Source organism: Mycobacterium sp. PDNC021 (genome assembly GCF_048282635.1).
In the GTDB taxonomy this organism is placed as follows: Bacteria; Actinomycetota; Actinomycetes; order Mycobacteriales; family Mycobacteriaceae; genus Mycobacterium; species Mycobacterium llatzerense.
The window spans coordinates 1,984,021-2,009,289 of the sequence record NZ_CP182502.1 but is presented as its reverse complement, the minus strand read 5'-3'; the positions used below and the strand labels follow the sequence as shown (position 1 = coordinate 2,009,289).

Below are 25,269 nucleotides of genomic sequence, written 5' to 3'. Positions count from 1 at the left end.
CTACGGCGCCAGTCCGTCCCGCAGCACTTCAGCCGCCGGCACGCTCAATTCAGGTCCTCCGGGCAGCCGGGCCAGCAGCGGCCAAGGTGCGGGCAGCGGCTCACCCTCCACGCCAAGGTATTTCGCCGTGTCGGCGTCGTGGATGCCGTACCGGACGCCGGTATCCGCCACCAGGTACAGCGGGCCGGTCACCGATCCACCGGTAACCCCGGTGGCATGCACGTACGCGTACCGTCCCGGCGGTATTGCCACCGCATCGATATTCGGACCGTCGCCGTCGGCTTGCACCAGCGCGACCTCATGCGCTGCCGGCTTCCCCGGTAAGACAGCGGTATTCACGCGACCCGAATCCGATTGCCATTGTGCGCACACCGGGACCTCGCTCGGCAGAGGCGCAAGGGCCTGCTCCGGGAAGGTCGACACGGCAAGGTCGTGGACCGCCGGGATGGCGGCGATGTCCGCCGGGCGCACGGTCCGGAGGTCGCCGTCAGCCACACCGTGTGCGAACCGGATGACGTCGGCCGCAACGTCGCCGACGCGTTGCAGACCGCCGGCGAGAACCACATGGTGCTCCGCGGCATCTGCGCGGTTGACTCGAAGTACCTGTCCGACAAGGAAACCGGCGGTCCCCCTTGTACCAAGACCCGGGATGCCTGGCGCCGCAATGGCGGGGACTTCGGGCAACAGGTCGAGAAAGGACCGCGACAGCGGCCGGGGTGTGACGCCGTCGAGTCGCAGTGCCCGGACCACCGCGAGATCCCGTAGGTCGACTTCAGCCCGCCTGCCGTCGTACACCAGATATGTCGTCGCATGGTGCTCGCCTGCTGCCGCCGCCAGGATCGGCCGCGCCCGCTCATGCCCGCCGGCATCCGGGCCGGCGAGCAGTACTGTCCGGCCGCTGTCGCAGACCTGCCACGTTACCGCGGTGAGCGGTCGGCCCAATTCGGCTGGGGCACCGGGTATTCCGACGAGAGGTCCGCGCGGCGCGGCGGCGATCGCGTCAGCATTGACTGGCACCGGGTTGACCGCGGACTTAGCGATGAGCCGTGCCGACGCGAGATTGAGCGCGGGATGCCACGTCGAGCCGATGCGCACGTACAGCGCGCCGGTGTCCCGGACCATGACAATCGGCACCTCCCCCAGTCCGCCGGCCGGTGACGCGATCGCGATGACCGCGCACACTGCGACCGCCAGCAGTCCGGCGAGCCATCCCGCCGCGTACGAAATCGATTGCGCGCGAATCGGTTCATCGACCATCGCAGCGTCACCACGCACCAGTGCGTGGATCAGTCGACGCATTTGAAAGCGCCGGCCGCTGGCCTCTAGTTGCGCACCCTGTCCCCGAGCCATGTCCATCCCCCGGCTAGCAGCCTAACCGCGGACGGACACGCGCCCCGACGCCAATTCGCCCCCGCGGTTCGTGCACGTTCAGTCACGCCGAGCGTGACTGAACGTGTGTCAATTCTCAAAAGCGGTGTCCCGTTCCATGTGGCTCACCTGCAACGACTTGATCGCGTCCAGCGCGAATCCGAAGACCGTCTACGGAAGAGTAGCTCATTCGTCGCACATCAAATGGACAACTTCTGCGAACAACCTCTGCATATCGAATGGGCTCAACGTCCTCCAACGGTCATCCCGCGGCGCCAGAAACGTCGCCACGAGCCGCCGGCGATCGCTTATCTGGGCAACGTAATCGAATTCCACGAAATCGGACCGGTTCTCGCGCTCGTGCACAGTGATCAACCACTGGCGCCCCTGAGTCCGAATTCCTTCGATGCGGGGCGCGGCGACATCCAACGTGATTCCAGAGGTGTCAGGCCAGTCGCCTGCACGTCCCGAGAAGGTGACAGCCGCGCATTTGGGATCGTCAAAGATCGGAGATATCGCCAACTTTGATGCAGTGGTATCGGCGACGGTAAACTCGATCCGAGCACTTCGGGAAGGGAGATTTCCCGTCACTCCCGCCACGGAGCTGCCGACAGGAAGGGGATTCGGGCGCAACGCAGTGCCACAATCTGCCGGATCGTAATGCGTCCCAATCGCGGCACCACGCTCCATGTCCGCGTCTTGAGCAGCAAGGCGGCGCGCGAGTTTACGAGAAGGCTGATAGCCTGGCGGCAACAATCCCTCGACTGCATAAATCTTCGTGAGCCAGCCCCCCTCGGCAGCGCCCCCTACGACATGCACAAGCGGTTGCCGGGCCACGGATCCACATCCTTCAAGCACCATTGCTAATAGCAAAATTGCCAGCACTCGCAGCCCGCTTATGACTCGGCGCCCGCAGCTAGGCGTGCGGCCGCGCAGATCCCAACCCCACGTATCGCCCGAATTGTTATCTGCACCAACTGATCCGAGTCGACCGAGACCGTTCATACGAGTATCGGACGGCCCATATTTCGGGCAACGGTCGACCCGTACCTGCTCACGAGCTGAATGGCGTTGGACGAAAATTGCTCCGCACACGGCGCTTCCCCCTGTCGCGAAATGTCACCGCGTCGAGGCCGACTCGTATGCGCGTCGCACATCAGAGCAACAGCGGATCAACGACCGACCATTACCTAGGAACCGCTTCAGAGCAGCCCCTCAATCCCCAATTCGCGCAGCATAGTCTGTTACTACGAATTATTATTGTTAACATCGTAACATGAGTGCTCGGAGCGCTACAGAAGCTGAACACATCCACCGATCCCCTCGCGCGAATATCAGCCTCGCCCCAACGCCACGTCGACTCACCACACCGGGGACCAGGCCTGGAGATTCGCGCAGAAGGGCGACACCCGCGCACGGAGGCCAATCCTCAAGTGACACAGTTTGGGCTCGACCAGAACCGCCTGTAGATCAGCAGTGAACTGGGCCGCGATCACCGCGATCAATACTCTCACCCGAAAATTCGGCAATGACGCATCGGGCACATGATCGCACGAAGGCAGCAAAGAATGAGCTCTTGACACAGGCTGAAGATCCCTGTAGTGCGCGCAAATTATCCGCCTCAACAAATACGCAGACAACGGCGATAGTGCGGCCCATTGGACACAAGAGCAACGGACGCCAAATGCTCCAGCCAGCCCGCATTTCGGCTAATTTTTCGCCTTGCAGCGAAATCTGAGTATCGCTATACTCACAAATTGACGACAGCGTTACTGGGGGGCTCCCGGTCGGGCGATCTGTCTTGCACATAAATAGCTTGGGACACGATAGAAACTCCCGTCGACCGCCATGCACAGCAGCAGAAGGGAACGATGTCCATGGATGGCGTGCTGCATTCAGGTCGGCCGCATCGAATGACGCGCGTGTGGCAGCGTGGGTTCAACCCAGTGCACCCACAGCACACCCGCTCGAGTGCAAACGTTCGACTAATGCGGTCATGATGCCTGCGACGCACGAGCGGGCGCGCGCACGAATGGCAAATGGGCTGCCAGATGCGCAGCACTCAACCGAAAGCCGCGCGCGGAGCTCTTCAGTCGACATGACTTCCCGAACCACGACTTCGACCGACGACGGTCGACTTTGTTGGCTTCAATCTTACGATTTGGTGTACTCAGTTGTAGAGCGTTATCTACCAACACAGTTGGCACATTTGCAGTTGTGCGTGCGCCGCCCGAACGATTCCGCTGCCGATATCGTTGACTGCCTGACAGGCGTGTTCATAACTGTTCAAGCGCTCGCAAAAGGCACCCAGGGCCAAGATCGAGGACAGGCCGCCTGTATTGATCGATCGTCCGCGCGTGTCGCCCGCGCCGTCGACGCAAGCTGCGATGTGTGTATGGCGACCACCCGTGCAGGCACGCACGCCAACCGCACGGACGTGCTAGTCGAGATCACGGCTCGGACTATGCAGTCCATGCTGTTCTCACCCGATTTCAGCGCCCAGCTTAAGACGCCCCAAGACATTGCCGATTACATGCGAACCCACCTGCTCCCGCTGGCGGTATACCTGCTCGGTAACTGCCGGGCCATCGAGTGCGAAAGTAGATGCGAAAGCACAGCGAGACAACAAGTCCGACCGTTATAGCCTGGCTACCAGCTAAATTCACGGCATTGCCGCCCGAGCTGAGGCTGGCGGCCACGGACTGACGCGGATCACCGCCATTAATTGCAAAGGACGCTCGCCGGCATGAGGCGATCGTGCCGTTGCGACTGGTTCAATAGCATCACCGCGCCACGGCCCAATATGGCCGAGCATCAAATCGTGATCTCCTGTACAGGACGGCACAGTATGCTCGGGGCAATACGCAACGCGTCGCGGTATCCGAATGGGTTCGCTCGCTGCACGATTCCAGGAGAAGGGCCCGCGTTGGAACTGAAAGACGCCCGAGAAGCGAATGATGATCGCATCCTCGACGCGGCACTTCGCGCGTTGGTGGACTTTGGTGTCGAGCACGCAACCGTGAAATCCATCGCGAAGTACGCCGATGTGTCCCACATGACGGTCTACCGACGGTGGCCGGCAAAGAATACGCTGTTGATCACAGCAGTGATGCGTGAACTGGATCGGCTGTTCAACGAAGCACAAGAAGCCGCCGCCAAAGAACGGTCGTTCGAAGACAAGATCATCACCGGTTTCGTCGCCGTCTATTGGGGCCTGCAAACCCATCCTCTCATGACACGCGAGATGCGCAGCGAGCCCGATGTGGCCCTGCGGCTGCTGACTCACGAGTCAGGTCCGGCTCAGGCTGTCGCGACTGACTTCGCCGTGTCATCTATAGCCCGGGCAGCGAAAAGTCACGACGTCGACCTTCTCAAACCGCGCACTCTGGCCGAGATGCTCGTGCGGATGGTTCACTCTCTGCTGCTTGCTCCGCCCAGACAACCCGCTCTGGCAACCAAGGCTGATGTCCGCCGGTACGCGCGGCGCTTCGTGTTGCCGATCGTGCGCGCCGTAATCGAAAACGCCGACCGATCGTGACACTGATTGCCGTGTGACTCACCCGCCAAGAGTCAGACCAGCGGCTTGCTCAGCCGATGTCATAGCTGAATGTTCCACCGCATCGCGTCCACAGGGAATGTGCGCACAAACCCCGGTAGCGGCTTGCACGTCAGTCCGATGCCGCGCATCAGCCGGCTGAACCGTCACGCTGTTCCCGCTGCCCACCGGGCTCTGCATCACGCCATAACAGATTTCCGGCCACGCCAGCTGCATTGCCACATTCGCAAGCCCGACCTGCACAACTGTATGTCCGTCATTCCCCTTGCTGAGTACCTCGACTGCCTGCTCCTGCCGCGGCTCAGTCTGTTCGCCCCCTGTACTTGCATGCTCCTCAACCATCAGAGGATTTAGTGCGGGAAGGGACCAGGCTAAGTCCATCAGCGCGCCTCTCGATACAGTGCCAGTGCCCAACCTCCATCTGGTGTCATTCCACCCCAGAAGCAGATGTGTCGTCAGCGTGCACCAAAATTGCGCTGGGGTCAAGTGCAAGAAGAAAGGACATGTCGGTAATGCCAATCGCCAGGCGTGTCTACGGCGGGGTTACTGCCGACCAGCGCAGCTCAAGTCGCCGAGAGGCCTTGCTCGAGGCCGCACTCGACCTGATCGCCGAATCAGGAGTGCGATCAGTCACCAAGCGCGCCGTCTGTTCGCGAGCGCGACTCAACGATCGATACTTCTACGAACACTTCTCCGACATCAATGCCCTCCTGCTGGCGCTCGGAGAATGGGTCACCACCCAAGGGCTACAAGCCGTTCTCGATGCCACACGAGGATCGGCACCTCCAGCACGGGTACACGCGGCCGCCGGCGCAGCACTGGGCTTCTTGTTGGCCGACCCTCGTCGCGCCCAACTTCTGATCAGTTCGCATACCACCGAGACCCTCCAAAGCATTCGCATCGCCACCAATCACCAGATCGCCGCGTCAATGTCTGCTCTCACCCGAGAACAACTCGGGCCCAAGGCACCACCCACGTGCGACACTGACCTCGTTTCCTTCACGATCATCAGCGGCACAATGGAACTTGTCGCGGCATGGTTGCGCGGCGAATTCGACACCGACCGTGATCATCTCACCGACATCATTGCGGCAATGCTGTTTGCCGCCGGCCACATCAGCCGGAAGTAACCCGGCGCTCGTCGATGCACGCGTACATTCGCGATCGCCACATGCGACGCCCTAGAATCCAGACCAAGAGACCACTGAATTTCGGTTCCCACGTGGCCAATAGGGTGATTGAGGCGTAGTTGATTCCGACCGATCACGATAGCGCGAAGACGCCAATAGATGGCTGCACCACAAGACCCAAATCCCCAAGTTCGAAATTTGCGTCACAATTGCTCCATCCGCCCATCGTCGCCCGTTTGCTGGTCGATTCGCGACAGTTCTCGACAACCTCCGATTCACCAGACGTTGCGATTACCCTCACAACGCGAGCTACCAGGCGACTCTCGGAACTCGAGCGTCGAGCGCGGAGAATCCTTCCCCCATGCAGTCAGGGCTTCCTTGCGTTTCCACCGCACCCGTGCGGTCCGAACCCTGCTCGGTTGACTGATCTGAATCCCAAAGACAACAAAGATGAGACCGCGCCAGCACTCGCCACGCTGAAGGATTAGCCGACTCAGTGACGTGACACAGTACTTCGTGCCCGACGCGGTTGATGTATGCCACAAACGGAGACTGTCTGGCGTCCAAGCGGCGCCGGACAGTCTCTGTCCGATGCGACCGTATCGCTGCAACGGCATACAGGAACCGCGGTAGCGGGCCGAAAAAGCCGCACAATGCCTTGGGTCACCAGGTTGCACTGCGTGGCTGCTCACGCACGGCTGGCGCCGCGCTGGCCGGATAGTTGGCGCAGCCGGCATTCGAAGCACCGCAGGGGCGCCAGAATCATGCCGGCGAAAACAGGCTGCCGACGTAGTCAATCACGTCGGCGACCGCTGCCCCGGACCCGGGAATTCCCGAATAGATGGCCACACCCGAGACGAGCGTCAACGCTGCCTCTGCCACAACGCCCACGTCGACGTCCGCATCAAACTCACCGTTGGCGGAAGCGGCCGCCACACAGTCAGAGACGAACCTCCGCACCTCATCGAATGGGTCACTGAGGCCGCCGAGGGGCTGCCATTGACGACAAGCCTGCACAGCCATCTTCATAAAGAGCGAGGCCCGCGCTGAATCATTCTGCCCATCAACAAACAACTCGGTCATGAAAGCAACCAAGCGTCCCGCCAGATCGGGGTAACTACCAACTGCGTTCACTGCTGCCGCGAAACATTCATCGCGAACGACCTCTAAGACCGCAGCGTAGAGCGCATCCTTGCTGTCAAAGTAATACCGGAGCGCGGGTCGCGTGACGCCACTAAGCTCGGCAATGGCGTCCATCGTCGCCGCGTCAAACCCCCAATCGCAGAACACCGTTTGCGCCGCATCGATAATCCGGTCACGTGTGACCACCGCGGATGACCCGGATGGGCGTCCGATGCGACGGTTACCGTCCTGGGCAAGAGTCGGAACGCCCTGACGGCCATCGAAACCACCACTGGAGACACGCTTGCGCGTTTGACGGTCCGCCTGGCCCGCCACCACATTCTTCACAATACTTCCGCTCCGGCTCACATCGCCTCCCAAGGATCGAATCGCCTCCCAAGGATCGAAACAACGGACCGGGTCGGATGCACTTGGCCCCCCGGAGCGAATTGCAAAGGTGAACAGCCAGAACCAACGATCTGCGCACCGCGGAAAACTAAGAACCATTCCGATCCCACCTACGGCGAACCCGCCGACATCGATGTCATCGTGACGACCGCAGCCAGAAGTGGTACGCGTTACCTAGCCAGATGCTCACTGGGGCGCAGCCCAGCCGGGCGACTGCGCGCTGCAATCATCGATTCAAACACCCTCGTCCGACAAGCTCACCAAGCGCAGACCAAACAGCGCTGGTTGCACTGTTATTCAACTAATATCATAGTAACATAGCGGATACGTTCCGCGCATTGCCCTGCATCATCTTCCATGGAATGCAAAGCGGTGTGCGTAGAAGTTTGCCGCCAGTGGCCGCCACTGGACGTTTGCCTTCTAACGTCGGAGAACTGTTCGTAGAAGTACCGGTGAATAAGCAGCGCGCGTGAACAAATGGCGCTTCGCAACGGATCGCACCGCAGATTCGGCAAGCAGGTCGCGCGCGGCCTCAAGCAGGGCCCCACGGCGGCTTGCGCAGCACTCCTCCGCAGCGCCCTTGTCATAGACGCGTGTGGCAGCTGGCATCGTCGCCTCGTCAAAGACTTGACTGCATAACGACTTTAGTGCACGCTGACACCACATCAATTTCTGGTGCCAGAAGGCACCAGACAGTTTGATCATTCGGCACTCAAATCTAAGGCGAAAACATGGACGCAGCCTCGACGCTTCCTCCGGTCCCGATGGATGTCGTCAATACTCTGATTGGCGACGAAAGCGGACCGGCAATTGCGGCGCGGATCGAACGCGAGCAAGAGCGGGCGGTCAAGGTCTTCGCCCAGGGGTTCGATGGGCTGACCGTGGTGCTGGCGGGGCCCGCGAACGTGGCAATGCAACTGGCATGGCCCGAAGTGTGTTACGGCGTCATGGAGAGTCCAGTTGACAGCGGCAGTGTCACCAAGCACCCCTTCAAGCGTTACCGGACCACGATTGGCTACGTGGCCATCGCGTTGTTCGGTTCCCAGGAGCTGCGCTTGGCCTACCGCGACGCAGTCAATGGATCACACCGGCACATTCGGTCAGGGCCGGACAGTCCGGTGAAGTACAACGCGTTCAACCGCGATCTCCAATTGTGGGTGGCATCCTGCATCTTCTACGGAGCCCGCGATGCGATCATTCGATGCCACGGCCCACTTACCACTGAACAAGAGAACGTGGCGCTACTAGCCGGCTCTCGATTGGCCACCACGCTGCAGGTGCCATTCGGCATGTGGCACAACGATATCAACGCATTCTGGGAATACTGGGAGGCCGGTCTGCAGCGTTCGGTCATCGATGATCGGATGGCCGCCTACTTGCGCGGGCTGGTGGAATTCGATTTCCTGGCAGGACCGTTGCGCACCGCCATCCGCCCCGCTACCCGGATGTTGACCTGGACCAACGTTGGCTTTCTCGCGCCGCCGATCCGCGAGCAGCTCGGCTATCAATGGACAGAGCGCGACGAACGTCGGTTCAGCGCGCTCATGCGCGCTATCGGACTGGCGCAAACGCCGCTACCCCGGTTTGTACGCACCCTGCCCGTCGAGGCGATGCGCTGGAACATCCAGCTACGACATCGGCTGGGCAAGCCACTCGTCTGAACCTTGACGGGCTGTACGTCACCCACCTCGCCGTAACTTGCTGAGGACTTGCGGTGCCCAGACGTCACTGTTCCCGGTTTTGAATCAACAATAAATTATTGAGACCGGTGCTTCCGATAGCTGGAATCGCGACTGGGATGACGCGGTTGGAACCGAAACACTTTGGCGCCGTGGGCCTGATCCGTAGTCAACGCGGAGCAGCTGTTGATGTTGCGGTCCGTGACCGTGGCCCGCTCAACGGGTCGAAGTGTGTTCGCAGAGGCGGTTCTGCGGTTGGAAGTTCAGGACTGCAGCCGAATGGATTGAGTTGAAAGGCCGACGTGATGCTGCGATGTCAAAGCAACGAGCAGACGTGATTTCCACACCTGCCGACGGCGACGCAATTGATTCGCCTCCGGTACTTATGACCGAGGTGTTTTCACCTAGTGACGACGACTCACACCAGGCCAATCCTGATGTCCGTCACGGTGCACGCCCACCGTCATCCTCAAGTTCGCAGCGACCTCAAATATCAATCGATAGAGAGCGCATATTCGTTACCTACTCCGTGCCGATCACTGCTGCCACCGGCGAGTTGGATATCGAAAACCAACCAGCAAGCCTGTGTCGACAGGGTGCTTACGCTGATGGTCGGCGCGGCGGGGTACGCGGGATACTCCGAGTTCGCCGCTATCACGGCTGTGGTCGACAAGGTACGGGACCTGTTCGGGCTCACAGTATGGCACGACGCGACCGACTACTCCGCAGCATGAAAAGCCAATCGGCACAGCGTATCCCAAGAAATGCTTAGGGGAAAGTAAGAATGCCAGATGCCAACTCGACACCAACGTCGTTCGCCCAGCGCTTGAACCGGCTCTTTGAAACTGTGCATCCACCGGGGCGCGGTCCGCTCTCGCCGGCCGAAGTGAGCCGAGCTTGCAGCAACTTAGGCGTGCCGGTATCACCGCCGTATATTTCGCAACTACGAAACGGAGCGCGAGTGGTTCCGTCGACCAGAATTCGCGAGGCTATCGCACGAGCATTCGGAGTTTCTTCGACATATTTCACCGACGACGCTTACTTTGAGCGAATCGACGCCGATCTGATGCTGCTAGCCGCATCGAAGACCGGCCCCGTGCGCCGGCTCGTCGACGCTATTAGCATTCTGCCACCCGCGGCCCGTGTCGAACTGGAAATATTCATCGGCACCTTCGCTGACGACGAGGTGGACCGGCCAAGAAGTCGCGACAGTGATCTTTTGAACAAATCTGTCAACTACCAGGTCGGGATATCGCAGCTGCGCGCGGACGTGTTGCACTACGTAAAGCTCTCTGCGAGCGGTCATATCATCGATGTAACTCGGCGCGGCGCGGTTCTCGCGCGAATGCAACCATTGTGGATGAGTCGTCCGCAAGCGCCGAGCGGCAGCGTTATCATTGTGCGCATCACGGACCTGCGGAGTCGGACCGCGTACTACATGGACCGCATCATGGATGGTGCCGGCGTGTACGTCGTGCATCAGGACCGACCGGTCGTGTGGATCGGATCAGTCAACGCATCAACCCATTGAGCCATAAACGATTGTGAGCCCTCGCGCAAACCAGACTCAGATGAAGTCATCGCAGAATCTCGCTTGCCCGCGTCAGCTCGAAGATGGGATATCCTCTTTGGTGGCAGCCACTTTCACGGCTGAGCTCGTCCCGGCGGCGTATTCAACCGCGAGCGCGTAGCCGGACGGCGACGCGCTCGAGCGGCGGAATTGAGCGCCTCCCGTCATGGTGGCCGATACAGCCGTACAGGGATTTGCATCACGAGACGCTGATGGGGGTGGCTGGCGACGGGGCGTCTAGCTACGAGCGCAGATGTCGCTGGCGGCTGATACTCCATCCCTGGGATGGTCGGGCGCGAACGACGTGAGCCCGATGCCCTTGTATGCGGTTATCAGCTTCTCGTACTTGCGGCGAGCACGGGTCAGTGGAGTGTCGGTAATGGCCACCGGCAGAATCCGGTATGCCGATCGCATCAGGAAGGACAACGCACTGAACTCTAGGTCGTGTCGCCAGGTCCACTTCATCGGTACCAGTGCCCGCGCGCCAGGGTGCATAACACCGAAGCCCAGCACCGCTGCTAGATGTCCTGCGACGGGACCGACCAGAGCCCACGCCGGAGCAGCCATAATCGGAACAAAGTCGGGACGCGGCGGATGTAGCAAAGAGCTCGTTGCAGTCTCCAGAGTTGGCGTGGCGGCAAGTCTATTGGCCACCATGTTGTCGTAGTAGTTGCAGAGGTCTCGGTAGTCGCTGACGAGTCTTGAGCGTCCCGGCAACTGCAGATCGGTGACGTCCTCGCGGAAGTGATTCCAGACGGCCTGGTTGTCTGCGTCGGTGAAGTCCATGCCGCTGATCACCACAGCGGCATTGCGATACATGAAGAAAGTGCTGATCAAAATCCAGTTCCACAGTTCGGGATTCAGCGCCGAATAGCGGTTACCGCCCGCGTCGACACCTTTGACGTCGCGGTGCAGGCGCAGCAGACGCGCGGATTCTTCGCGGCGATCTGCAGCATCGCCGGAGAAAACGATCTGAGCAGATGTGGCGGTGCGCAATCCACGCGGCACCGGGGTGTTGCGGATGCGCCCCGTCTCTTCCAATGCCGCTGATACGGCGGGCATCATCGTCTGGTCAAGCAGCGCGGCGGCGAACAACCCGATGAACGCCGAGCCCGATATCCGTTCGAATCGGTCGACCCCGTCGGTGCATGCCGGCGCGGCGCCGTCATGGTCAAGCGAGATCGATTCGGGTGCCGGTGAGGTGATCGATGCTTGATTAACGGGACAGGTCATTGGCGTTCTCCTGCGCTCAGAGCCACCGTTAGGAGTGGCACGGCCAGTATTCTGGTGCCAATCAGCACCAGACTTCTATTTGGAGTTAGCGTGCACCAGAATTGAGTGGGAGTCAAGGTCCGGAACGCCCCCTTGGCCGCCGAGTTCGCCCAGGCCTAATGGGGCGCGAATGACCGCGTGCACGCCCTCATCCAAGGCACCAGAAGTCGCCCCCGAGCGGCAGCCGGAACATACCGGACACAACTCCGCACGCGACTTGTCCGCCGCCGACCCGCTCGCCGCAGGCATCCCATGCGCCAATCACACGCAGGCGGGACATGCGCCCCGACGCCAATTCGCCCCGGTGACTTGTGCACGATTTCCGCGCTCGCCGCGGAAAATCGTGCACAAATCGCTAGGAGACGTCGACCCAGTCCAGGGTGCGGCCGACGGCCTTCTGCCAGCCGGCGTACCCGGCCGCGCGCTGGCCGTCGTCCCACGACGGCGCCCAGCGTTTGTGCTCCAGCCAGTTGGCGCGCAGCTCGTCGGGGTTCGACCAGAACCCGACCCCGAGTCCGGCCGCGTAGGCCGCACCGAGCGCAGTGGTCTCGGCGACAACGGGTTTCACCACCTCGACGCCCAGCACGTCGGCCTGGATCTGCATGCACAGTTCGTTGGCGGTGATGCCGCCGTCGACCTTGAGCACCTCGAGGTGCACGCCGGAATCCGCGGCCATGGCGTCGACCACGTCGCGGCTCTGGTAGCAGATGGCCTCCAGCGTGGCCCGCGCCAGGTGGGCATTGGTGTTGAACCGGGACAGCCCGACGATCGCTCCGCGCGCATCCGAACGCCAGTACGGCGCAAAGAGTCCCGAGAACGCCGGCACGAAGTACACGCCGCCGTTGTCCTCGACCTGGCGGGCCAGCGTCTCGCTGTCGGAGGCACCGGCGATGATGCCCAGCTGATCCCGCAGCCACTGCACGGCCGAACCGGTGACGGCGATCGAACCCTCCAGGGCATAAACGGGTTTCGCGTCGCCGAAGCGATAGCACACCGTGGTCAGCAGCCCGTGCTCCGACCGTACGATCTTCTCGCCGGTGTTGAGCAACAGGAAATTGCCTGTGCCGTAGGTGTTCTTGGCCTCCCCCGCCGACAGACACACCTGCCCCACCATCGCAGCCTGCTGGTCGCCGAGGATGCCTGTGACCGGCACCGGCGCGCCCAACGGGCCGTCGGCCGCGGTCAGACCGTAGGGCTCGGACACCGACGACGACGCGATGGTCGGCAGCATCTGGCGCGGAATCCCGAAGAACGACAACAGTTCGTCGTCCCAGTCGAGAGTCTCGAGGTTCATCAGCATAGTGCGGCTGGCGTTGGTGACGTCGGTGACGTGCACGCCGCCGCGGGTGCCGCCGGTCAGGTTCCACAGCACCCAGGTGTCGCAGGTCCCGAAGATTGCGTCACCGCGTTCGGCGGCTTCGCGCACACCGTCGACGTTCTCGAGGATCCACTGAATCTTGCCGCCGGAGAAATAGGTCGCCGGCGGCAGGCCCGCCTTGCGGCGGATGACATCGCCGTGGCCCTCGCGTTCCAGCGCCGAGGCGATGCGGTCGGTGCGGGTGTCCTGCCACACGATCGCGTGGTAGTACGGGCGCCCGGTGTGCTTGTCCCACACCATCGTCGTCTCGCGCTGATTGGTGATCCCAAGCGCGACCAGATCGGACGCCGCCAGCCGCGTCTTGTTCAGCGCGGTCTGCAGCACCGAGCCAGTGCGCTCCCAGATTTCGACGGGATTGTGCTCGACCCAGCCGGCCCGCGGCAGGATCTGCTCATGTTCGAGCTGGTGGCGTCCGACCTCACGACCTGAGTGATCGAAGATCATCGCCCGGGTGCTGGTGGTGCCCTGGTCGATGGCCGCTACGAATTCGGCCAATGGCCCGTCCTTCCGCTCAAACACTGAGGTGTCGGTGATCACGGTAGGAGACGGACGCGCATGACGCGATGCATTGCGGCAACCGGCGCCGGGCGCGTCGGACGGAAACGTCAGTTCTCGCGGGCGCGGCGTTCGCGGTACGCCGCGACGTGCTGGCGGTTTCCGCAGTTTCCGGTGTCGCAGAAGATGCGGGATCGGTTGCGCGACATGTCGATCAGCACGGCGGTGCAGTCCGCTGCCGTGCACGTCTTGAGCCGGCGCAGTTCACCGGCCCGGATGAGGTCGGCGAGGGCCATCGCCATCTCGGCGCCCATGCGCTGCACGAGCGGATCCTGGTCGGCCGCCAGGTGCAGGTGCCATTCCGGCATCTCCGGGTGCCGCGTCAGCCAGGGCATGGCGCGGTTGTCGCTGAGCAGCGCATTGACCTGGCCGACCACCGCTTCCTCGTCGCCCGCCGCGGCCCACAGCGAGCCGAGTCGCGCGCGCAGACCGTGTACCGCCGCCAGCTCGTCGGCGTCGCGGTCGCGCCGCCCGGTCCAGCCGAACTCGTTCAGGTACCCGTCGAGGGCCGCCAGATCGGCCAGCTGATCACCGTCGACGCGGTCACTGTTGACCAATACACATGCCGCGCGCAGCGTGAGCTCCGTGTCATGACTGAAATTCATTTGACTCGTTACACCCACCCTCCGTAGCGTCATGACCAATCTCAACTTCACTCATTACACCATCGGAGGTGGCCCGTGACTGCGTCGAACGGCACCGCAGCCGGTCACTTCCGGACCGGCATGATTTTCGCCGTCACGTCGGCCTTCACCTTCGGGATGGCGGGCGCCCTCGGCAAGTCCCTGATCGAGGCCGGCTGGAGCCCTACCGCGGCAGTGGTCGCCCGGCTGACCGGCGGCGCGCTGGTCATGGCCGTGGTCGCGACCATCCTGCGCCGCGGCTGGGTGCGCGAAGCCCTGAGCCACAAAGGGACGGTCATCGCCTACGGCGCCATCCCGATCGCGGGCGCCCAGCTGTGCTACTTCAACGCCGTCACCTACCTGCCGGTCGGCGTCGCGCTGCTGCTCGAGTACGCCGCACCCCTGCTGGTGGTGGGTTGGGTATGGGCCACGACCCGTCGCCGCCCCAGCACCCTGACCCTGGCCGGCGTCGCGATCGCCATCGCCGGCATCACCCTGGTGCTCGGTCTGATCGGACCCGGCAGCCACACCGGAGCCCAGATCAGCCTGGCCGGCATCGCCTGGGGCATGGGCGCCGCCGTCTGCGCCGCCTGCTACTTCGTCATGTCCGACAAGGCCAGCGCCGACGGCACCGGCCTGCACTCCATCACCCTGGCCACCGGCGGCCTGATCGTCGGCGCGGTGACGGTCGCACTCCTCGGCGTCTCCGGCATCATGCCGCTCGCCTTCACTGCCCACCCCACCACGCTGGCGGGGCTGACGACATCCTGGCTGGTCCCCGTGATCGCGCTGGCCATCGTGCCGACCGCGATGGCGTACACCTTCGGCATCATGGGCATCGCCCGCCTGCAGCCCCGGTTCGCGTCCCTGGTCGGCCTGTCCGAGGTGATGTTCGCCGTGCTGTCCGCCTGGGCATTGCTGGGCGAGGCCATCACCGGGATCCAATTGCTGGGCGGTGCGGTGGTGCTGGCGGGCCTGGCGCTCGCCCGCCAGGGTGACCGCGGTGAGGCCAGCTGGCACGACGACTGGCCGGATAGCCCGGAAGGTTTGCCAGCAGGGCAAACGATTGGCCGTAGCTGAGCGCGATATGTGAAGATGGCCCGCGTGACCTTGCTCAGCACGTCGGTCCGCGTGGCCGCGATCGCCGCCGCCGTCATCTCCAGTTCCGCGCTGTTGCCGTCGGCACCGGCCAAGGCAGACCCCTGCCCGAACATCGAGGTGATCTTCGCCCGCGGCACGCACGACGACCCCGGCATGGGCCGCGTCGGCTCGGTACTGGTCGACGCGCTGCAGCCCCTGGTCGGGAGCCGCACCGTCACCGGCTACGCCGTCGACTACCCGGCGTCCTATGACTTCCTCACCGCGCAGGACGGCGCCACAGACGCACAGAACCGCATCGCCCTGATGGCGCAGCAATGCCCCAGTACCAAGATCGTGCTGGGTGGCTACTCGCAGGGCGCCGCGGTGGTCGACATGCTGGCGGGCATTCCGCCGCTCGGCGACCGAATCGGCGAAGTCGGCTCGGCACCGCCGCTGCCCGCCGACCTCGCGAGCCGAGTCTCGGCCGCCGCGGTATTCGGGAATCCGTCAGCCAAGTTCAGCCATCCGCTGGATTCGATCGGGCTGTTCTCCAACCGCTCGGTCGACCTGTGCCTGTGGGGCGACCCGATCTGCTCGCGCGGCCGCAACCCGTTCGCGCACTCGCGCTACGAGACATCCGAGTACATCGGACAGGCCGCACAGTTCATCGCATCCCGCGTCTGACCGGCCGCTAAGCGTCTGGCGCGGAACCGCATCCGGAACCGCGGTTAAGATTCGGTGTGATCATCAGTGCACTGCGCCGCGTCTTCGCCGGCACCGCAACCACCGTAGTCATCGCCGGCGTCACCGTGCTGACACCGCCATCCCTGGGTGCCGTCGGCGTCGCCGCTGCCGCGAACTGCCCCGACATCGAGGTGACCTTCGCGCGCGGCACCACCGAAGCGCCCGGCCTGGGCAGGGTCGGCGGGGCCTTCGTCAACCAGCTCCGCAACAAGGTCGGCGGCCGGTCTGTCGGGTCCTACGCCGTCGTCTACCCGGCGTCGTACGACTTCCTGGCCGCGGCTGACGGCGCCAACGACGCCAGCGCCCACATCCAGTGGATGGCCGACAACTGCCCGGGCACCCGGCAGGTGCTCGGCGGCTACTCGCAGGGCGCGGCCGTGATGGACGTCATCGGCGCCATCCCCGTCCCCGGCGTCGGCTTCAACAACCCGTTGCCGCCCGAGGCCGCCGGCCACGTCGCGGCCATCGCGGTGTTCGGTAACCCGTCCGCCAAGCTGGGCCTGCCGTTGACGGCCAGCCCGGTGTGGGGTGGCAAGGTCATCGACCTGTGCAACCCGGGTGACCCGATATGCCAGACCGACGGTCAGGTCGTGGACGCGCACAAGACGTACGCGGGTGGCGCGACCAACGACGCGGCCAATTTCGTCGCCGGATTGTTGTAAGGCTGGCATCTTTTCTCGACGAGACCGTCAATTCGTCGAGATACCATCGAATTTGTGATTGGCCGCCGTACGTCTGCTGTGCTGATCACCGCTCTGACTGTCGGCGCCGCGCCAATGTCCGTGTTACTCACGGACATTGGCGTGGCGAACGCCGCCGCCACCTGCGCGCCCGCAGAGGTGGTGTTCGCCCGCGGCCGGATGGAACCGCCCGGCCCCGGACAGGTCGGTGCCGCGTTCGTCACCGCGCTGCGCCAGCTCCGCGGCCCGAATATCGCTCTGTACCCGGTGAATTACCCGGCGGACACCCAGGTAGACATGGGTGCCAACGACATGAGCCGGCGCGTGCAATGGCTTGCCCGCAACTGCCCGGCCACCAAGATCGTGCTCGGCGGTTACTCATTGGGCGCCGCGGCCACCGATCTGGTTATCGCGGTGCCCATTTCGGCGTTCACCTTCAACAGCCCACTGCCCCGCGGCACCGATCAGCACATCGCGGCGGTGGCCCTGTTCGGCAACGGCGTCAACTGGGCAGCGCCCATCACGGCGTTGAGCTCGACGTATCAGAACCGCACCATCGACCTCTGTCATTCGGACGACCCGGTCTGCAATCCGAGCAGCCCCTCCAGGTGGCGTGCCGAGTGGCAGGACCATCTCGCGCCCGGGTACATCAAGTCCGGCATGGTGAACCAGGCCGCGAAGTTCGTAGCGGCGCGATTGTGACGCGCGGCTAGACTCCAGCCATGGCCCCCCGCTCCGTCATGAACTCCGTTCGGTCTGCCGTCGCCGTGGTTGGCGCGGCAGCGTCCGTCGCCACTGGGCTGGCGGTGTCGACGACCGCCGCACCGTCGGGATTCATCGGTGCCGCGTCGGCCGACCCCTGCCCGCAGGTGGAGGTGGTCTTCGCCCGCGGCCGCAATGAACGCCCCGGCATCGGCCGGGTGGGAACCGCCTTCGTCGATGCGTTGCGCGCCAAAACACCGCTGAATGTCGGGGTCTATGCGGTGAACTATCCGGCCAATATCGAAATCCCGCAGGGCGCCAACGACATCAGCTCACGCATTCAGGACATGGCGTCGCGGTGTCCCGACACCAGGCTGGTAATCGGCGGGTACTCGCTGGGCGCGGCGTCCGCAACCATGGCGTTGTCCTCGGACAACAAGGGATTCGGGTTCGACAGGCCGCTGCCGCCCGGGATGGACTCTCACATCGCCGCGGTGGCGCTGTTCGGCAACGTCACCCACCGCATGGGTGGCGGCAACATCAGCCCGGTCTACGGGGATCGGACCATCGACCAGTGCAATGGCACCGATCCCGTCTGCATGGACGGACTTCCCCAGACCATCACCCAGCTGCAGGCCGATTGGTCAAATCACTTGCAGGACGGGTACATAGGGTCCGGCATGGTCGCCCAGGCGGCCGACTTCGTCGCGGCCCGATTGGCACCACCGCCGGCTCCACCGGCCCCACCGGCCCCGTAGCCACGACAGTCAGTCGAGGGTGCGCAGGTCGCGGGTGACGTTGATGCGCGACGCCAATTGATCGTCCGGCGGGTAGTCCACCGACACCAGTGTCAGGCCCCGCGCCGGGGCAGCGGTGTACTCGCTGGACCGGCTGTCGGCTGTCAAAAGGCCTGCGATCCAACCGGGTTCACGACGACCCACGCCCACGGTGAGCAACGCACCGACCAGCGAGCGCACCATGTTCCAGCAGAAGGCGTCGGCCGTCACGTAGGCGGTGACCAGATCACCCGAGCGCTGCCATTCCAGCCGCTGCAGGTCCCGGATGGTCGTCGCGCCCTCCCGGAATCGGCAGAAGGCCGCAAAATCCTGCAGCCCCAACAACTCCTGCGAAGCGGCCGTCATCGCGTCGAGATCCAGCGGTCGCGACCACGGCGTGATGAAGCGGGTCTGCTGCGGCTCTACCCCATACGGCGCCAACGACAACCGGTATTCGTAGTGTCGCCGCAACGCAGAGAACCGGGCGTCGAAACCGGGTGCCGCACGGACGATCTGGCGTACCCGCACATCGGCGGGCAGGAACCGCGCGAGCCGGCGCACCAGCGGCAGAAACTCGGGGTCACCATCGCGACGGGTGCGCGGATACGCGAAACCCAGTGCGGCAGAAGGCACATCGACGTGCGCAACCTGACCGGTCGCATGAACGCCGGTATCGGTACGACCGGCAGTGACCAACCGCACCGGCTCGCGGAACACCGTCGACAGCGTCTCCTCGATGACGCCGGCGACCGTGCGCTGCCCGGCCTGCGGTGCCCAGCCGGCGAATTCGGTGCCGTCGTACGAGATATCCAGGCGTAAACGAACATGCCCGCCATCGGATTCGATGGCGGGCATGTCGCTCACAACCTGATTAGGACTTGGCCTCAACCTCGGTCGCCTCAGCCTCGGCCTCAGCGGTCTGAGCGTCGGCGATGCCCTCGTCGGCAGCCTCGACCTCGGCAACCGGAGCCTCGGCAGCGGCTTCCTCAGCCGGAGCCTCGACCGGAGCGGCAGCAGCCTGAGCGGCGGCGGCGCGACGGGCGCGGTCGGCCTCGGAGACGACGGTCTTCTCCCGGACCAGCTCGATCACGGCCATGGGGGCGTTGTCGCCCTTGCGGTTCTCGACCTTGATGATGCGGGTGTAGCCGCCCTCGCGGTCCGCGAAGTGCGGTGCGATCTCGGCGAACAGGGTGTGCACCACGTCCTTGTCGCGGATCTTCTTCATCACCTCGCGCCGGTTGTGCAGCGCGCCCTTCTTGGCGTGGGTGATGAGCTTCTCGGCGTACGGACGCAACGCCCGGGCCTTGGCATCGGTGGTCTTGATGCGGCCGTGCTCGAACAGCGAGGTGGCCAGGTTGGCCAGGATCGCCTTCTGGTGTGACGACGACCCGCCGAGGCGAGCACCCTTTGTGGGCTTAGGCATTGCAACTTCTCCTAATTGGGGCCGGCCCCCGTATCAGGTAGGGCCGGGACGGACCCGGCGGGCGAAGCCCGGGGGTATTTACACTGCTCTTACAGCTGTTCGGTTTCGGCGTAGTCCTGGTCGGCGTCCAGGTCGTAGCTGGCATCGCTGTTCCAGGTGCCGGTGGCCACGTCGTAGCCGGCGACCTGCGACGGGTCGAACGTGGCCGGGCTGTCCTTGAGCGACAGACCCAGCTGGTGCAGCTTGATCTTGACCTCGTCGATGGACTTCTGGCCGAAGTTACGGATGTCCAGCAGATCCGACTCGGTACGCGACACCAGCTCGCCGACGGTGTGCACGCCCTCACGCTTGAGGCAGTTGTACGACCGCACGGTCAGCTCCAGGTCGTCGATCGGCAGCGCGAACGAGGCGATGTGGTCTGCCTCGGCCGGCGACGGGCCGATCTCGATGCCCTCGGCCTCGACGTTGAGCTCGCGGGCCAGACCGAACAGCTCGACCAGCGTCTTGCCGGCCGAAGCCAGGGCGTCACGCGGGGCGATCGAGTTCTTGGTCTCGACATCGAGGATCAGCTTGTCGAAGTCAGTGCGCTGCTCGACGCGGGTGGCCTCCACCTTGTAGGTGACCTTCAGCACCGGCGAGTAGATCGAGTCGACCGGGATACGGCCGATCTCGGCACCCGAAGCCTTGTTCTGCACGGCCGGGACGTAACCGCGACCGCGCTCGACGACGAGCTCGACCTCCAGCTTGCCCTTGTCGTTGAGGGTGGCGATGTGCATGTCCGGGTTGTGCACCGTCACACCGGCCGGGGGCACGATGTCACCGGCGGTGACGGCACCCGGGCCCTGCTTGCGCAGGTACATGGTGACCGGCTCGTCCTCTTCCGAGGAAACGACCAGGCCCTTGAGGTTCAGGATGATGTCGGTGACGTCTTCCTTGACCCCGGGGACGGTGGTGAACTCGTGCAGCACACCATCGATGCGGATGCTGGTGACCGCTGCGCCCGGGATGGACGACAGCAGCGTGCGGCGCAGCGAGTTGCCCAGGGTGTAACCGAAGCCGGGCTCCAGCGGTTCGATGGTGAACCGGGACCGGTTTTCGGCCAGCACGTCCTCGGACAGGGTGGGACGCTGAGAAATCAGCATTTTCTATCTCCTTCTCGGCACCCGCTATTTGATGCCGGTTTGGTTGGTGCCCGACCGGAATTGGCCGGGCACCATGACCTCGAATTACTTCGAGTAGAACTCGACGATCAGCTGCTCGGTGAGCGGCACGACGATCTGGGCGCGCTCGGGCAGCTGGTGCACGAGGATGCGCTGACGCTCGCCGACAACCTGCAGCCACGACGGCACCGGACGATCGCCGGCGACCTCGCGAGCGATCTGGAACGGCAGGGTGTTCAGCGACTTCGACTTGATGTCGATGATGTCGTACTGCGACACCCGGTAGCTCGGGATGTTCACCTTGACACCGTTGACGGTGAAGTGACCGTGGCTGACCAGCTGGCGGGCCATGCGGCGGGTACGGGCCAGACCGGCGCGGTACACGACGTTGTCCAGACGGCTTTCGAGGATCTGCAGCAGGTTCTCACCAGTCTTACCAGCCTTGCGGTTGGCTTCCTCGTAGTACTTGCGGAACTGCTTCTCCATGACGCCGTAGGTGAAGCGAGCCTTCTGCTTCTCCTGCAGCTGGGTGCGGTATTCGCTCTCCTTGATCCGCGCGCGGCCGTGCTGGCCGGGCGGGTAGGGGCGCTTTTCGAACGACTGATCGTCACCGACGAGGTCGACGCCGAGACGGCGCGACTTGCGGGTGGCGGGTCCGGTATAACGAGCCATTTTTCAGATCCTCCCTAGACCCGGCGCCGCTTGGGCGGACGGCAGCCGTTGTGCGGCTGCGGCGTGACATCAGAAATCGCGCCAACCTCGAGGCCGGCAGCCTGCAGCGAACGGATCGCGGTCTCGCGGCCCGAACCCGGACCCTTCACGAAGACGTCGACCTTCTTGACACCGTGCTCCTGCGCCTTGCGGGCAGCGTTCTCGGCGGCGAGCTGCGCGGCGAACGGGGTGCTCTTGCGAGAACCCTTGAAGCCGACGTGACCCGACGAGGCCCAGGCAATGACGTTGCCCTGGGGATCTGTGATCGAGACGATGGTGTTGTTGAACGTGCTCTTGATGTGAGCGGCGCCGTGCGGGACGTTCTTCTTTTCCCGGCGACGAGTGGGCTTGCCGCGCTTCGAAGCAGCGCCGGCTTTCTTGGTGGGTGCCATTTACTTACCTGGCCTTCTTCTTGCCGGCGATGGTGCGCTTCGGGCCCTTGCGGGTACGCGCGTTGGTCTTGGTGCGCTGGCCACGCACGGGCAGGCCACGACGGTGGCGCAGGCCCTGGTAGCAACCGATCTCGATCTTGCGACGGATGTCGGCCTGCACCTCGCGGCGCAGGTCACCCTCGACCTTGAGGTTGCCTTCGATGTAGTCGCGCAGCTGGGTCACCTGGTCGTCGGTGAGGTCCTTGGTGCGCAGGTCCCGGTCGATGCTGGTGGCGGCCAGGATTTCCTGGCTGCGGGTACGGCCGATGCCGTAGATGTAGGTCAGCGCGATCTCCATGCGCTTGTCGCGCGGGAGATCAACGCCCATGAGACGTGCCATCAGGCAGTGTTCCTTTTCGTTGCGGAGGTCTGATCCCAGTCCGTTCCCCGTCTTGTTCGGGGTCCGGCCTCCGTGCCGGACGTGGTTGAGCGACCTATTCGCTCAGTGGTACTGGGAGGTCTGCATTCAGTTTTGGGTGGTGCCTACTGCTTCGGGGACTAGCCCTGCCGCTGCTTGTGCCGCGGGTCGGAGCAGATGACCATGACCCGCCCGTGCCGGCGGATCACCCTGCACTTGTCGCAGATCGGCTTGACGCTCGGGTTCACCTTCACGACTTAGCGATCCTTTTCTCTGTTCTGAATTGGTAGTGCTTTGGAGATGCGGGGCGCGTTGCTGTACCCGCCGGTAGTGACTCGCTGACGCTCGTCGCTACTTGTAGCGGTAAACGATGCGGCCACGGGACAGGTCGTACGGAGACAGCTCCACTACGACACGATCCTCCGGCAGGATGCGGATGTAGTGCTGCCGCATCTTGCCGCTGATATGGGCGAGCACCTTGTGACCGTTCTCCAGCTCAATGCGGAACATCGCATTGGGCAGGGGCTCGATCACGCGACCCTCGACCTCGATGGCGCCATCTTTCTTGGCCATACTCTTTGGTAATCCTCTGGTTCTTCGGTTTCGTATCTCATACGCCCGTGCTTGGCGCAGACCCCACCCCGGCTACAAGAACGTGGACTTAATGCCAGGAAATTCCGGGGAACTTCAGAACAGAGCACGCAAAGAGCCGGCGCAGAAGCTGCACCGTTGGTCCACGATACCCGCTCTGACCCCAGGTACCAAAATCAGCGAAGCCCCTCGGCCAACCCCAGGTGCACCCATCGTCTTCGCAAGTCAGGGCGCATAATGAACAGCGATGACTGGACCCGCTTCCCCGGCTCGCAATCCGGTGATTCTCACCGTTGACGATGATCCGGCAGTGTCCCGGGCGGTAGCCCGCGACCTGCGTAAACACTACGGCGCACGCTATCGGATCGTGCGCGCCGAATCAGGACAGGACGCGCTGGTCGCGATCAACGAGCTACAGCTGCGGGGCGACACCGTGGCGATGTTCATCGCCGACTACCAGATGCCGGAGATGAGCGGCATCGACTTCCTGGAACTGGCCATGGACGTGTTCCCGCTGGCCCGGCGCGTGCTGCTGACCGCGTACGCGGACACCCACGCCGCGATCAACGCCATCAACCTGGTCGACCTGGACCACTACCTGCTCAAGCCGTGGGACCCGCCCGAGGAGAAGCTGTACCCGATCATCGACGGCCTGCTGGAGGCCTGGCATGAGGTCGGCGACCGCGCGGTCCCGCACACGAAGGTGATCGGCCACCGGTGGAATCCCCGCTCGTGGGAGGTCCGCCAGTTCCTGGCCCGCAACCAGCACTACTACCGCGCGTATTCGTCGGACGAGGCCAAGGGCAAGCAGCTGCTGACCGCGGCGGGGCTGGACGGCCTCGAGCTGCCCGTGGTGATCTCCGAGCAGGGCGAGACACTGGTCCAGCCGACGGACGTGCAGCTGGCCGAGATGCTCGGCCTGGCCACCACACCGTCACTGGACATGTACGACCTGGCCGTCATCGGCGGTGGCCCCGCCGGCCTGGCGGCCGCGGTGTACGGCGCGTCCGAGGGTCTGCGCACGGTCCTGATCGAGCGCACCACCACCGGCGGCCAGGCGGGTCGCAGCTCGCGGATCGAGAACTACCTGGGCTTCGAGACCGGGATCTCGGGCGCCGAGCTGACGACGTCGGCCCGCCGGCAGGCCGAGCGCTTTGCCGCCGAGGTCATCACCACGCGTGAGGTCGTCGGGCTGGACGTCTCGGCGCTGGCCAGCAAGACGCTGACCTTCGACGACGGCCGGAGCATCACCGCCCGGTCCGTCATCCTGGCCACCGGCGTCGATTACCGGCACCTGCAGGTGAGCGGATGTTGGGACAACCCGGAGGACGTCGGCAACAGCTATGTCGGCAACGGCGTCTTCTACGGCGCTTCAGTGTCGCAGGCCTCCGAATGCGCCGGCGAGGACGTCTACATCGTCGGCGGCGCGAACTCGGCCGGGCAGGCCGCGATGTTCATGTCGCAGCAGGCCAAGTCGGTGACGCTGCTGGTACGCGGACCGTCGCTGGAAGCGTCGATGTCGTACTACCTGATTCAGCAGATCGAGAACACACCGAACATCAGCGTCCGCACCTGCACCGAGGTGGTCGACACCTGCGGCGAGGACGGGCACCTGACCGGTCTGTGGCTGGTCGACAACAAGACCGACGAGCGGGAGAAGGTCGACTGCTCGCGGCTGTGTTGTTTCATCGGCGCCACCCCGCGCACCCAGTGGCTGGAGAACGCGGGCATCGCCCGCGACGACCACGGCTTCATCCTGACGGGCCCGGACCTCAAGGACGTGTGCGGCTGGAATCTGGACCGGCCGCCGCACCACTTGGAAACAAGTGTGCCCGGTGTGTTTGTTGCAGGAGATGTCCGCGCTGAATCGGCCAAACGGGTCGCAGCCGCGGTTGGCGAAGGCTCGATGGCAGTGATGCTGGTGCACCGGTATCTGGCCGAAACGTAGGAGG

24 protein-coding genes are annotated in these 25,269 nt (G+C 63.8%); 10 read left to right on the top strand and 14 right to left on the bottom strand.

Annotation, left to right across the window (positions count from 1 at the left end):
* Entirely contained in the window at window positions 1-1,350 is a 1,350-nt protein-coding gene (gene eccB, locus ACNO8X_RS09410; protein ID WP_418005048.1) for a type VII secretion protein EccB, read from the bottom strand.
* 204 nt (window positions 1,351-1,554) lie between these two features.
* Window positions 1,555-2,253: a DUF5642 family protein gene (locus tag ACNO8X_RS09405; protein ID WP_418005047.1), complete on the bottom strand. Its 699-nt coding sequence runs from the start codon at window positions 2,251-2,253 to the stop codon at window positions 1,555-1,557.
* Between the two features lie 2,041 nt (window positions 2,254-4,294).
* On the opposite strand from ACNO8X_RS09405, the gene ACNO8X_RS09400 reads away from it, so the two are divergent.
* Entirely contained in the window at window positions 4,295-4,906 is a 612-nt protein-coding gene (locus tag ACNO8X_RS09400) for a TetR/AcrR family transcriptional regulator (RefSeq protein ID WP_418005046.1), read from the top strand.
* A 599-nt stretch (window positions 4,907-5,505) separates the two neighbouring features.
* Window positions 5,506-6,054, top strand: a complete 549-nt coding sequence (locus tag ACNO8X_RS09395) for a TetR/AcrR family transcriptional regulator (protein ID WP_418005045.1) — start codon at window positions 5,506-5,508, stop codon at window positions 6,052-6,054.
* A 762-nt stretch (window positions 6,055-6,816) separates the two neighbouring features.
* Here ACNO8X_RS09395 and ACNO8X_RS09390 read toward each other — a convergent pair.
* Window positions 6,817-7,545 carry a TetR/AcrR family transcriptional regulator gene (locus tag ACNO8X_RS09390; RefSeq protein WP_418005044.1) on the bottom strand — a complete coding sequence of 243 codons (729 nt, stop codon included), beginning with the start codon at window positions 7,543-7,545 and terminating at the stop codon, window positions 6,817-6,819.
* Between the two features lie 770 nt (window positions 7,546-8,315).
* Here ACNO8X_RS09390 and ACNO8X_RS09385 point away from each other — a divergent pair.
* On the top strand, window positions 8,316-9,245 hold the full coding sequence (locus ACNO8X_RS09385; protein WP_418005043.1) for an oxygenase MpaB family protein: 930 nt from the start codon (window positions 8,316-8,318) through the stop codon (window positions 9,243-9,245).
* 802 nt (window positions 9,246-10,047) lie between these two features.
* On the top strand, window positions 10,048-10,794 hold the full coding sequence (locus tag ACNO8X_RS09380) for a helix-turn-helix domain-containing protein (RefSeq protein WP_418005042.1): 747 nt from the start codon (window positions 10,048-10,050) through the stop codon (window positions 10,792-10,794).
* 276 nt (window positions 10,795-11,070) lie between these two features.
* On the opposite strand, the gene ACNO8X_RS09375 is transcribed toward ACNO8X_RS09380, so the two are convergent.
* The 3 genes from ACNO8X_RS09375 to ACNO8X_RS09365 form a co-directional block, all read right to left on the bottom strand.
* Window positions 11,071-12,066 carry an oxygenase MpaB family protein gene (locus tag ACNO8X_RS09375; RefSeq protein ID WP_418005041.1) on the bottom strand — a complete coding sequence of 332 codons (996 nt, stop codon included), beginning with the start codon at window positions 12,064-12,066 and terminating at the stop codon, window positions 11,071-11,073.
* 394 nt (window positions 12,067-12,460) lie between these two features.
* Window positions 12,461-13,927 (bottom strand): glycerol kinase GlpK, encoded by a 1,467-nt coding sequence (glpK, locus tag ACNO8X_RS09370; protein WP_418005836.1) that lies wholly within the window; start codon window positions 13,925-13,927, stop codon window positions 12,461-12,463.
* Window positions 13,928-14,088: 161 nt separating this feature from the next.
* A complete protein-coding gene (locus ACNO8X_RS09365) occupies window positions 14,089-14,643 on the bottom strand; it encodes a CGNR zinc finger domain-containing protein (protein ID WP_260937534.1) in 555 nt (184 codons plus the stop codon).
* A 120-nt stretch (window positions 14,644-14,763) separates the two neighbouring features.
* On the opposite strand from ACNO8X_RS09365, the gene ACNO8X_RS09360 reads away from it, so the two are divergent.
* The 5 genes from ACNO8X_RS09360 (at window position 14,764) to ACNO8X_RS09340 (ending at window position 18,625) form a co-directional block, all read left to right on the top strand.
* The gene (locus tag ACNO8X_RS09360; protein ID WP_418005835.1) at window positions 14,764-15,741 is read left to right on the top strand and encodes an EamA family transporter; all 978 of its coding nucleotides are present in this window, start codon (window positions 14,764-14,766) and stop codon (window positions 15,739-15,741) included.
* A gap of 15 nt (window positions 15,742-15,756) precedes the next feature.
* A complete protein-coding gene (locus tag ACNO8X_RS09355) occupies window positions 15,757-16,425 on the top strand; it encodes a cutinase family protein (RefSeq protein WP_418005040.1) in 669 nt (222 codons plus the stop codon).
* Between the two features lie 56 nt (window positions 16,426-16,481).
* On the top strand, window positions 16,482-17,147 hold the full coding sequence (locus ACNO8X_RS09350) for a cutinase family protein (RefSeq protein ID WP_418005039.1): 666 nt from the start codon (window positions 16,482-16,484) through the stop codon (window positions 17,145-17,147).
* A 114-nt stretch (window positions 17,148-17,261) separates the two neighbouring features.
* The gene (locus tag ACNO8X_RS09345) at window positions 17,262-17,867 is read left to right on the top strand and encodes a cutinase family protein (protein WP_418005834.1); all 606 of its coding nucleotides are present in this window, start codon (window positions 17,262-17,264) and stop codon (window positions 17,865-17,867) included.
* Between the two features lie 20 nt (window positions 17,868-17,887).
* Window positions 17,888-18,625 carry a cutinase family protein gene (locus ACNO8X_RS09340; protein ID WP_418005038.1) on the top strand — a complete coding sequence of 246 codons (738 nt, stop codon included), beginning with the start codon at window positions 17,888-17,890 and terminating at the stop codon, window positions 18,623-18,625.
* A gap of 9 nt (window positions 18,626-18,634) precedes the next feature.
* On the opposite strand, the gene truA is transcribed toward ACNO8X_RS09340, so the two are convergent.
* The 8 genes from truA to infA all read right to left on the bottom strand — a co-directional run bounded on the left by truA (window position 18,635) and on the right by infA (window position 23,299).
* Window positions 18,635-19,498 carry a tRNA pseudouridine(38-40) synthase TruA gene (truA, locus tag ACNO8X_RS09335; RefSeq protein WP_418005037.1) on the bottom strand — a complete coding sequence of 288 codons (864 nt, stop codon included), beginning with the start codon at window positions 19,496-19,498 and terminating at the stop codon, window positions 18,635-18,637.
* 16 nt (window positions 19,499-19,514) lie between these two features.
* Window positions 19,515-20,066 (bottom strand): 50S ribosomal protein L17, encoded by a 552-nt coding sequence (gene rplQ / locus ACNO8X_RS09330; protein ID WP_418005036.1) that lies wholly within the window; start codon window positions 20,064-20,066, stop codon window positions 19,515-19,517.
* Window positions 20,067-20,155: 89 nt separating this feature from the next.
* Window positions 20,156-21,208 carry a DNA-directed RNA polymerase subunit alpha gene (locus tag ACNO8X_RS09325; protein ID WP_020101463.1) on the bottom strand — a complete coding sequence of 351 codons (1,053 nt, stop codon included), beginning with the start codon at window positions 21,206-21,208 and terminating at the stop codon, window positions 20,156-20,158.
* An 84-nt stretch (window positions 21,209-21,292) separates the two neighbouring features.
* Window positions 21,293-21,898: a 30S ribosomal protein S4 gene (rpsD, locus tag ACNO8X_RS09320; protein WP_043401870.1), complete on the bottom strand. Its 606-nt coding sequence runs from the start codon at window positions 21,896-21,898 to the stop codon at window positions 21,293-21,295.
* A gap of 14 nt (window positions 21,899-21,912) precedes the next feature.
* Window positions 21,913-22,329, bottom strand: coding sequence for a 30S ribosomal protein S11 (rpsK, locus tag ACNO8X_RS09315; RefSeq protein WP_020101461.1), 417 nt, complete (start codon window positions 22,327-22,329; stop codon window positions 21,913-21,915).
* A gap of 4 nt (window positions 22,330-22,333) precedes the next feature.
* A complete protein-coding gene (gene rpsM, locus ACNO8X_RS09310; protein WP_043401867.1) occupies window positions 22,334-22,708 on the bottom strand; it encodes a 30S ribosomal protein S13 in 375 nt (124 codons plus the stop codon).
* 158 nt (window positions 22,709-22,866) lie between these two features.
* On the bottom strand, window positions 22,867-22,980 hold the full coding sequence (gene rpmJ / locus ACNO8X_RS09305) for a 50S ribosomal protein L36 (RefSeq protein WP_003879483.1): 114 nt from the start codon (window positions 22,978-22,980) through the stop codon (window positions 22,867-22,869).
* Window positions 22,981-23,077: 97 nt separating this feature from the next.
* Entirely contained in the window at window positions 23,078-23,299 is a 222-nt protein-coding gene (gene infA, locus ACNO8X_RS09300; RefSeq protein WP_003886926.1) for a translation initiation factor IF-1, read from the bottom strand.
* A gap of 265 nt (window positions 23,300-23,564) precedes the next feature.
* Here infA and ACNO8X_RS09295 point away from each other — a divergent pair, with 265 nt between their 5' ends.
* Entirely contained in the window at window positions 23,565-25,265 is a 1,701-nt protein-coding gene (locus ACNO8X_RS09295; RefSeq protein WP_418005035.1) for an FAD-dependent oxidoreductase, read from the top strand.
* The last annotated feature ends 4 nt before the right edge of the window (window positions 25,266-25,269 follow it).

What these genes read in the sequence shown, in the direction of transcription:
- ACNO8X_RS09380 (WP_418005042.1), top strand. Translation starts at nt 10,048, where the DNA reads ATGCCAGATGCCAACTCGACACCAACGTCGTTCGCCCAGCGCTTGAAC.
- truA (WP_418005037.1), bottom strand. Translation starts at nt 19,498, where the DNA reads ATGCCCGCCATCGAATCCGATGGCGGGCATGTTCGTTTACGCCTGGAT.
- rplQ (WP_418005036.1), bottom strand. Translation starts at nt 20,066, where the DNA reads ATGCCTAAGCCCACAAAGGGTGCTCGCCTCGGCGGGTCGTCGTCACAC.
- ACNO8X_RS09360 (WP_418005835.1), top strand. Translation starts at nt 14,764, where the DNA reads ATGATTTTCGCCGTCACGTCGGCCTTCACCTTCGGGATGGCGGGCGCC.
- ACNO8X_RS09325 (WP_020101463.1), bottom strand. Translation starts at nt 21,208, where the DNA reads ATGCTGATTTCTCAGCGTCCCACCCTGTCCGAGGACGTGCTGGCCGAA.
- ACNO8X_RS09295 (WP_418005035.1), top strand. Translation starts at nt 23,565, where the DNA reads ATGACTGGACCCGCTTCCCCGGCTCGCAATCCGGTGATTCTCACCGTT.
- eccB (WP_418005048.1), bottom strand. Translation starts at nt 1,350, where the DNA reads ATGGCTCGGGGACAGGGTGCGCAACTAGAGGCCAGCGGCCGGCGCTTT.
- rpsM (WP_043401867.1), bottom strand. Translation starts at nt 22,708, where the DNA reads ATGGCACGTCTCATGGGCGTTGATCTCCCGCGCGACAAGCGCATGGAG.
- rpsK (WP_020101461.1), bottom strand. Translation starts at nt 22,329, where the DNA reads ATGGCACCCACCAAGAAAGCCGGCGCTGCTTCGAAGCGCGGCAAGCCC.
- ACNO8X_RS09355 (WP_418005040.1), top strand. Translation starts at nt 15,757, where the DNA reads ATGGCCCGCGTGACCTTGCTCAGCACGTCGGTCCGCGTGGCCGCGATC.
- ACNO8X_RS09385 (WP_418005043.1), top strand. Translation starts at nt 8,316, where the DNA reads ATGGACGCAGCCTCGACGCTTCCTCCGGTCCCGATGGATGTCGTCAAT.
- ACNO8X_RS09340 (WP_418005038.1), top strand. Translation starts at nt 17,888, where the DNA reads ATGGCCCCCCGCTCCGTCATGAACTCCGTTCGGTCTGCCGTCGCCGTG.
- ACNO8X_RS09345 (WP_418005834.1), top strand. Translation starts at nt 17,262, where the DNA reads ATGTCCGTGTTACTCACGGACATTGGCGTGGCGAACGCCGCCGCCACC.
- rpsD (WP_043401870.1), bottom strand. Translation starts at nt 21,898, where the DNA reads ATGGCTCGTTATACCGGACCCGCCACCCGCAAGTCGCGCCGTCTCGGC.
- ACNO8X_RS09365 (WP_260937534.1), bottom strand. Translation starts at nt 14,643, where the DNA reads ATGAATTTCAGTCATGACACGGAGCTCACGCTGCGCGCGGCATGTGTA.
- ACNO8X_RS09375 (WP_418005041.1), bottom strand. Translation starts at nt 12,066, where the DNA reads ATGACCTGTCCCGTTAATCAAGCATCGATCACCTCACCGGCACCCGAA.
- infA (WP_003886926.1), bottom strand. Translation starts at nt 23,299, where the DNA reads ATGGCCAAGAAAGATGGCGCCATCGAGGTCGAGGGTCGCGTGATCGAG.
- glpK (WP_418005836.1), bottom strand. Translation starts at nt 13,927, where the DNA reads ATGATCTTCGATCACTCAGGTCGTGAGGTCGGACGCCACCAGCTCGAA.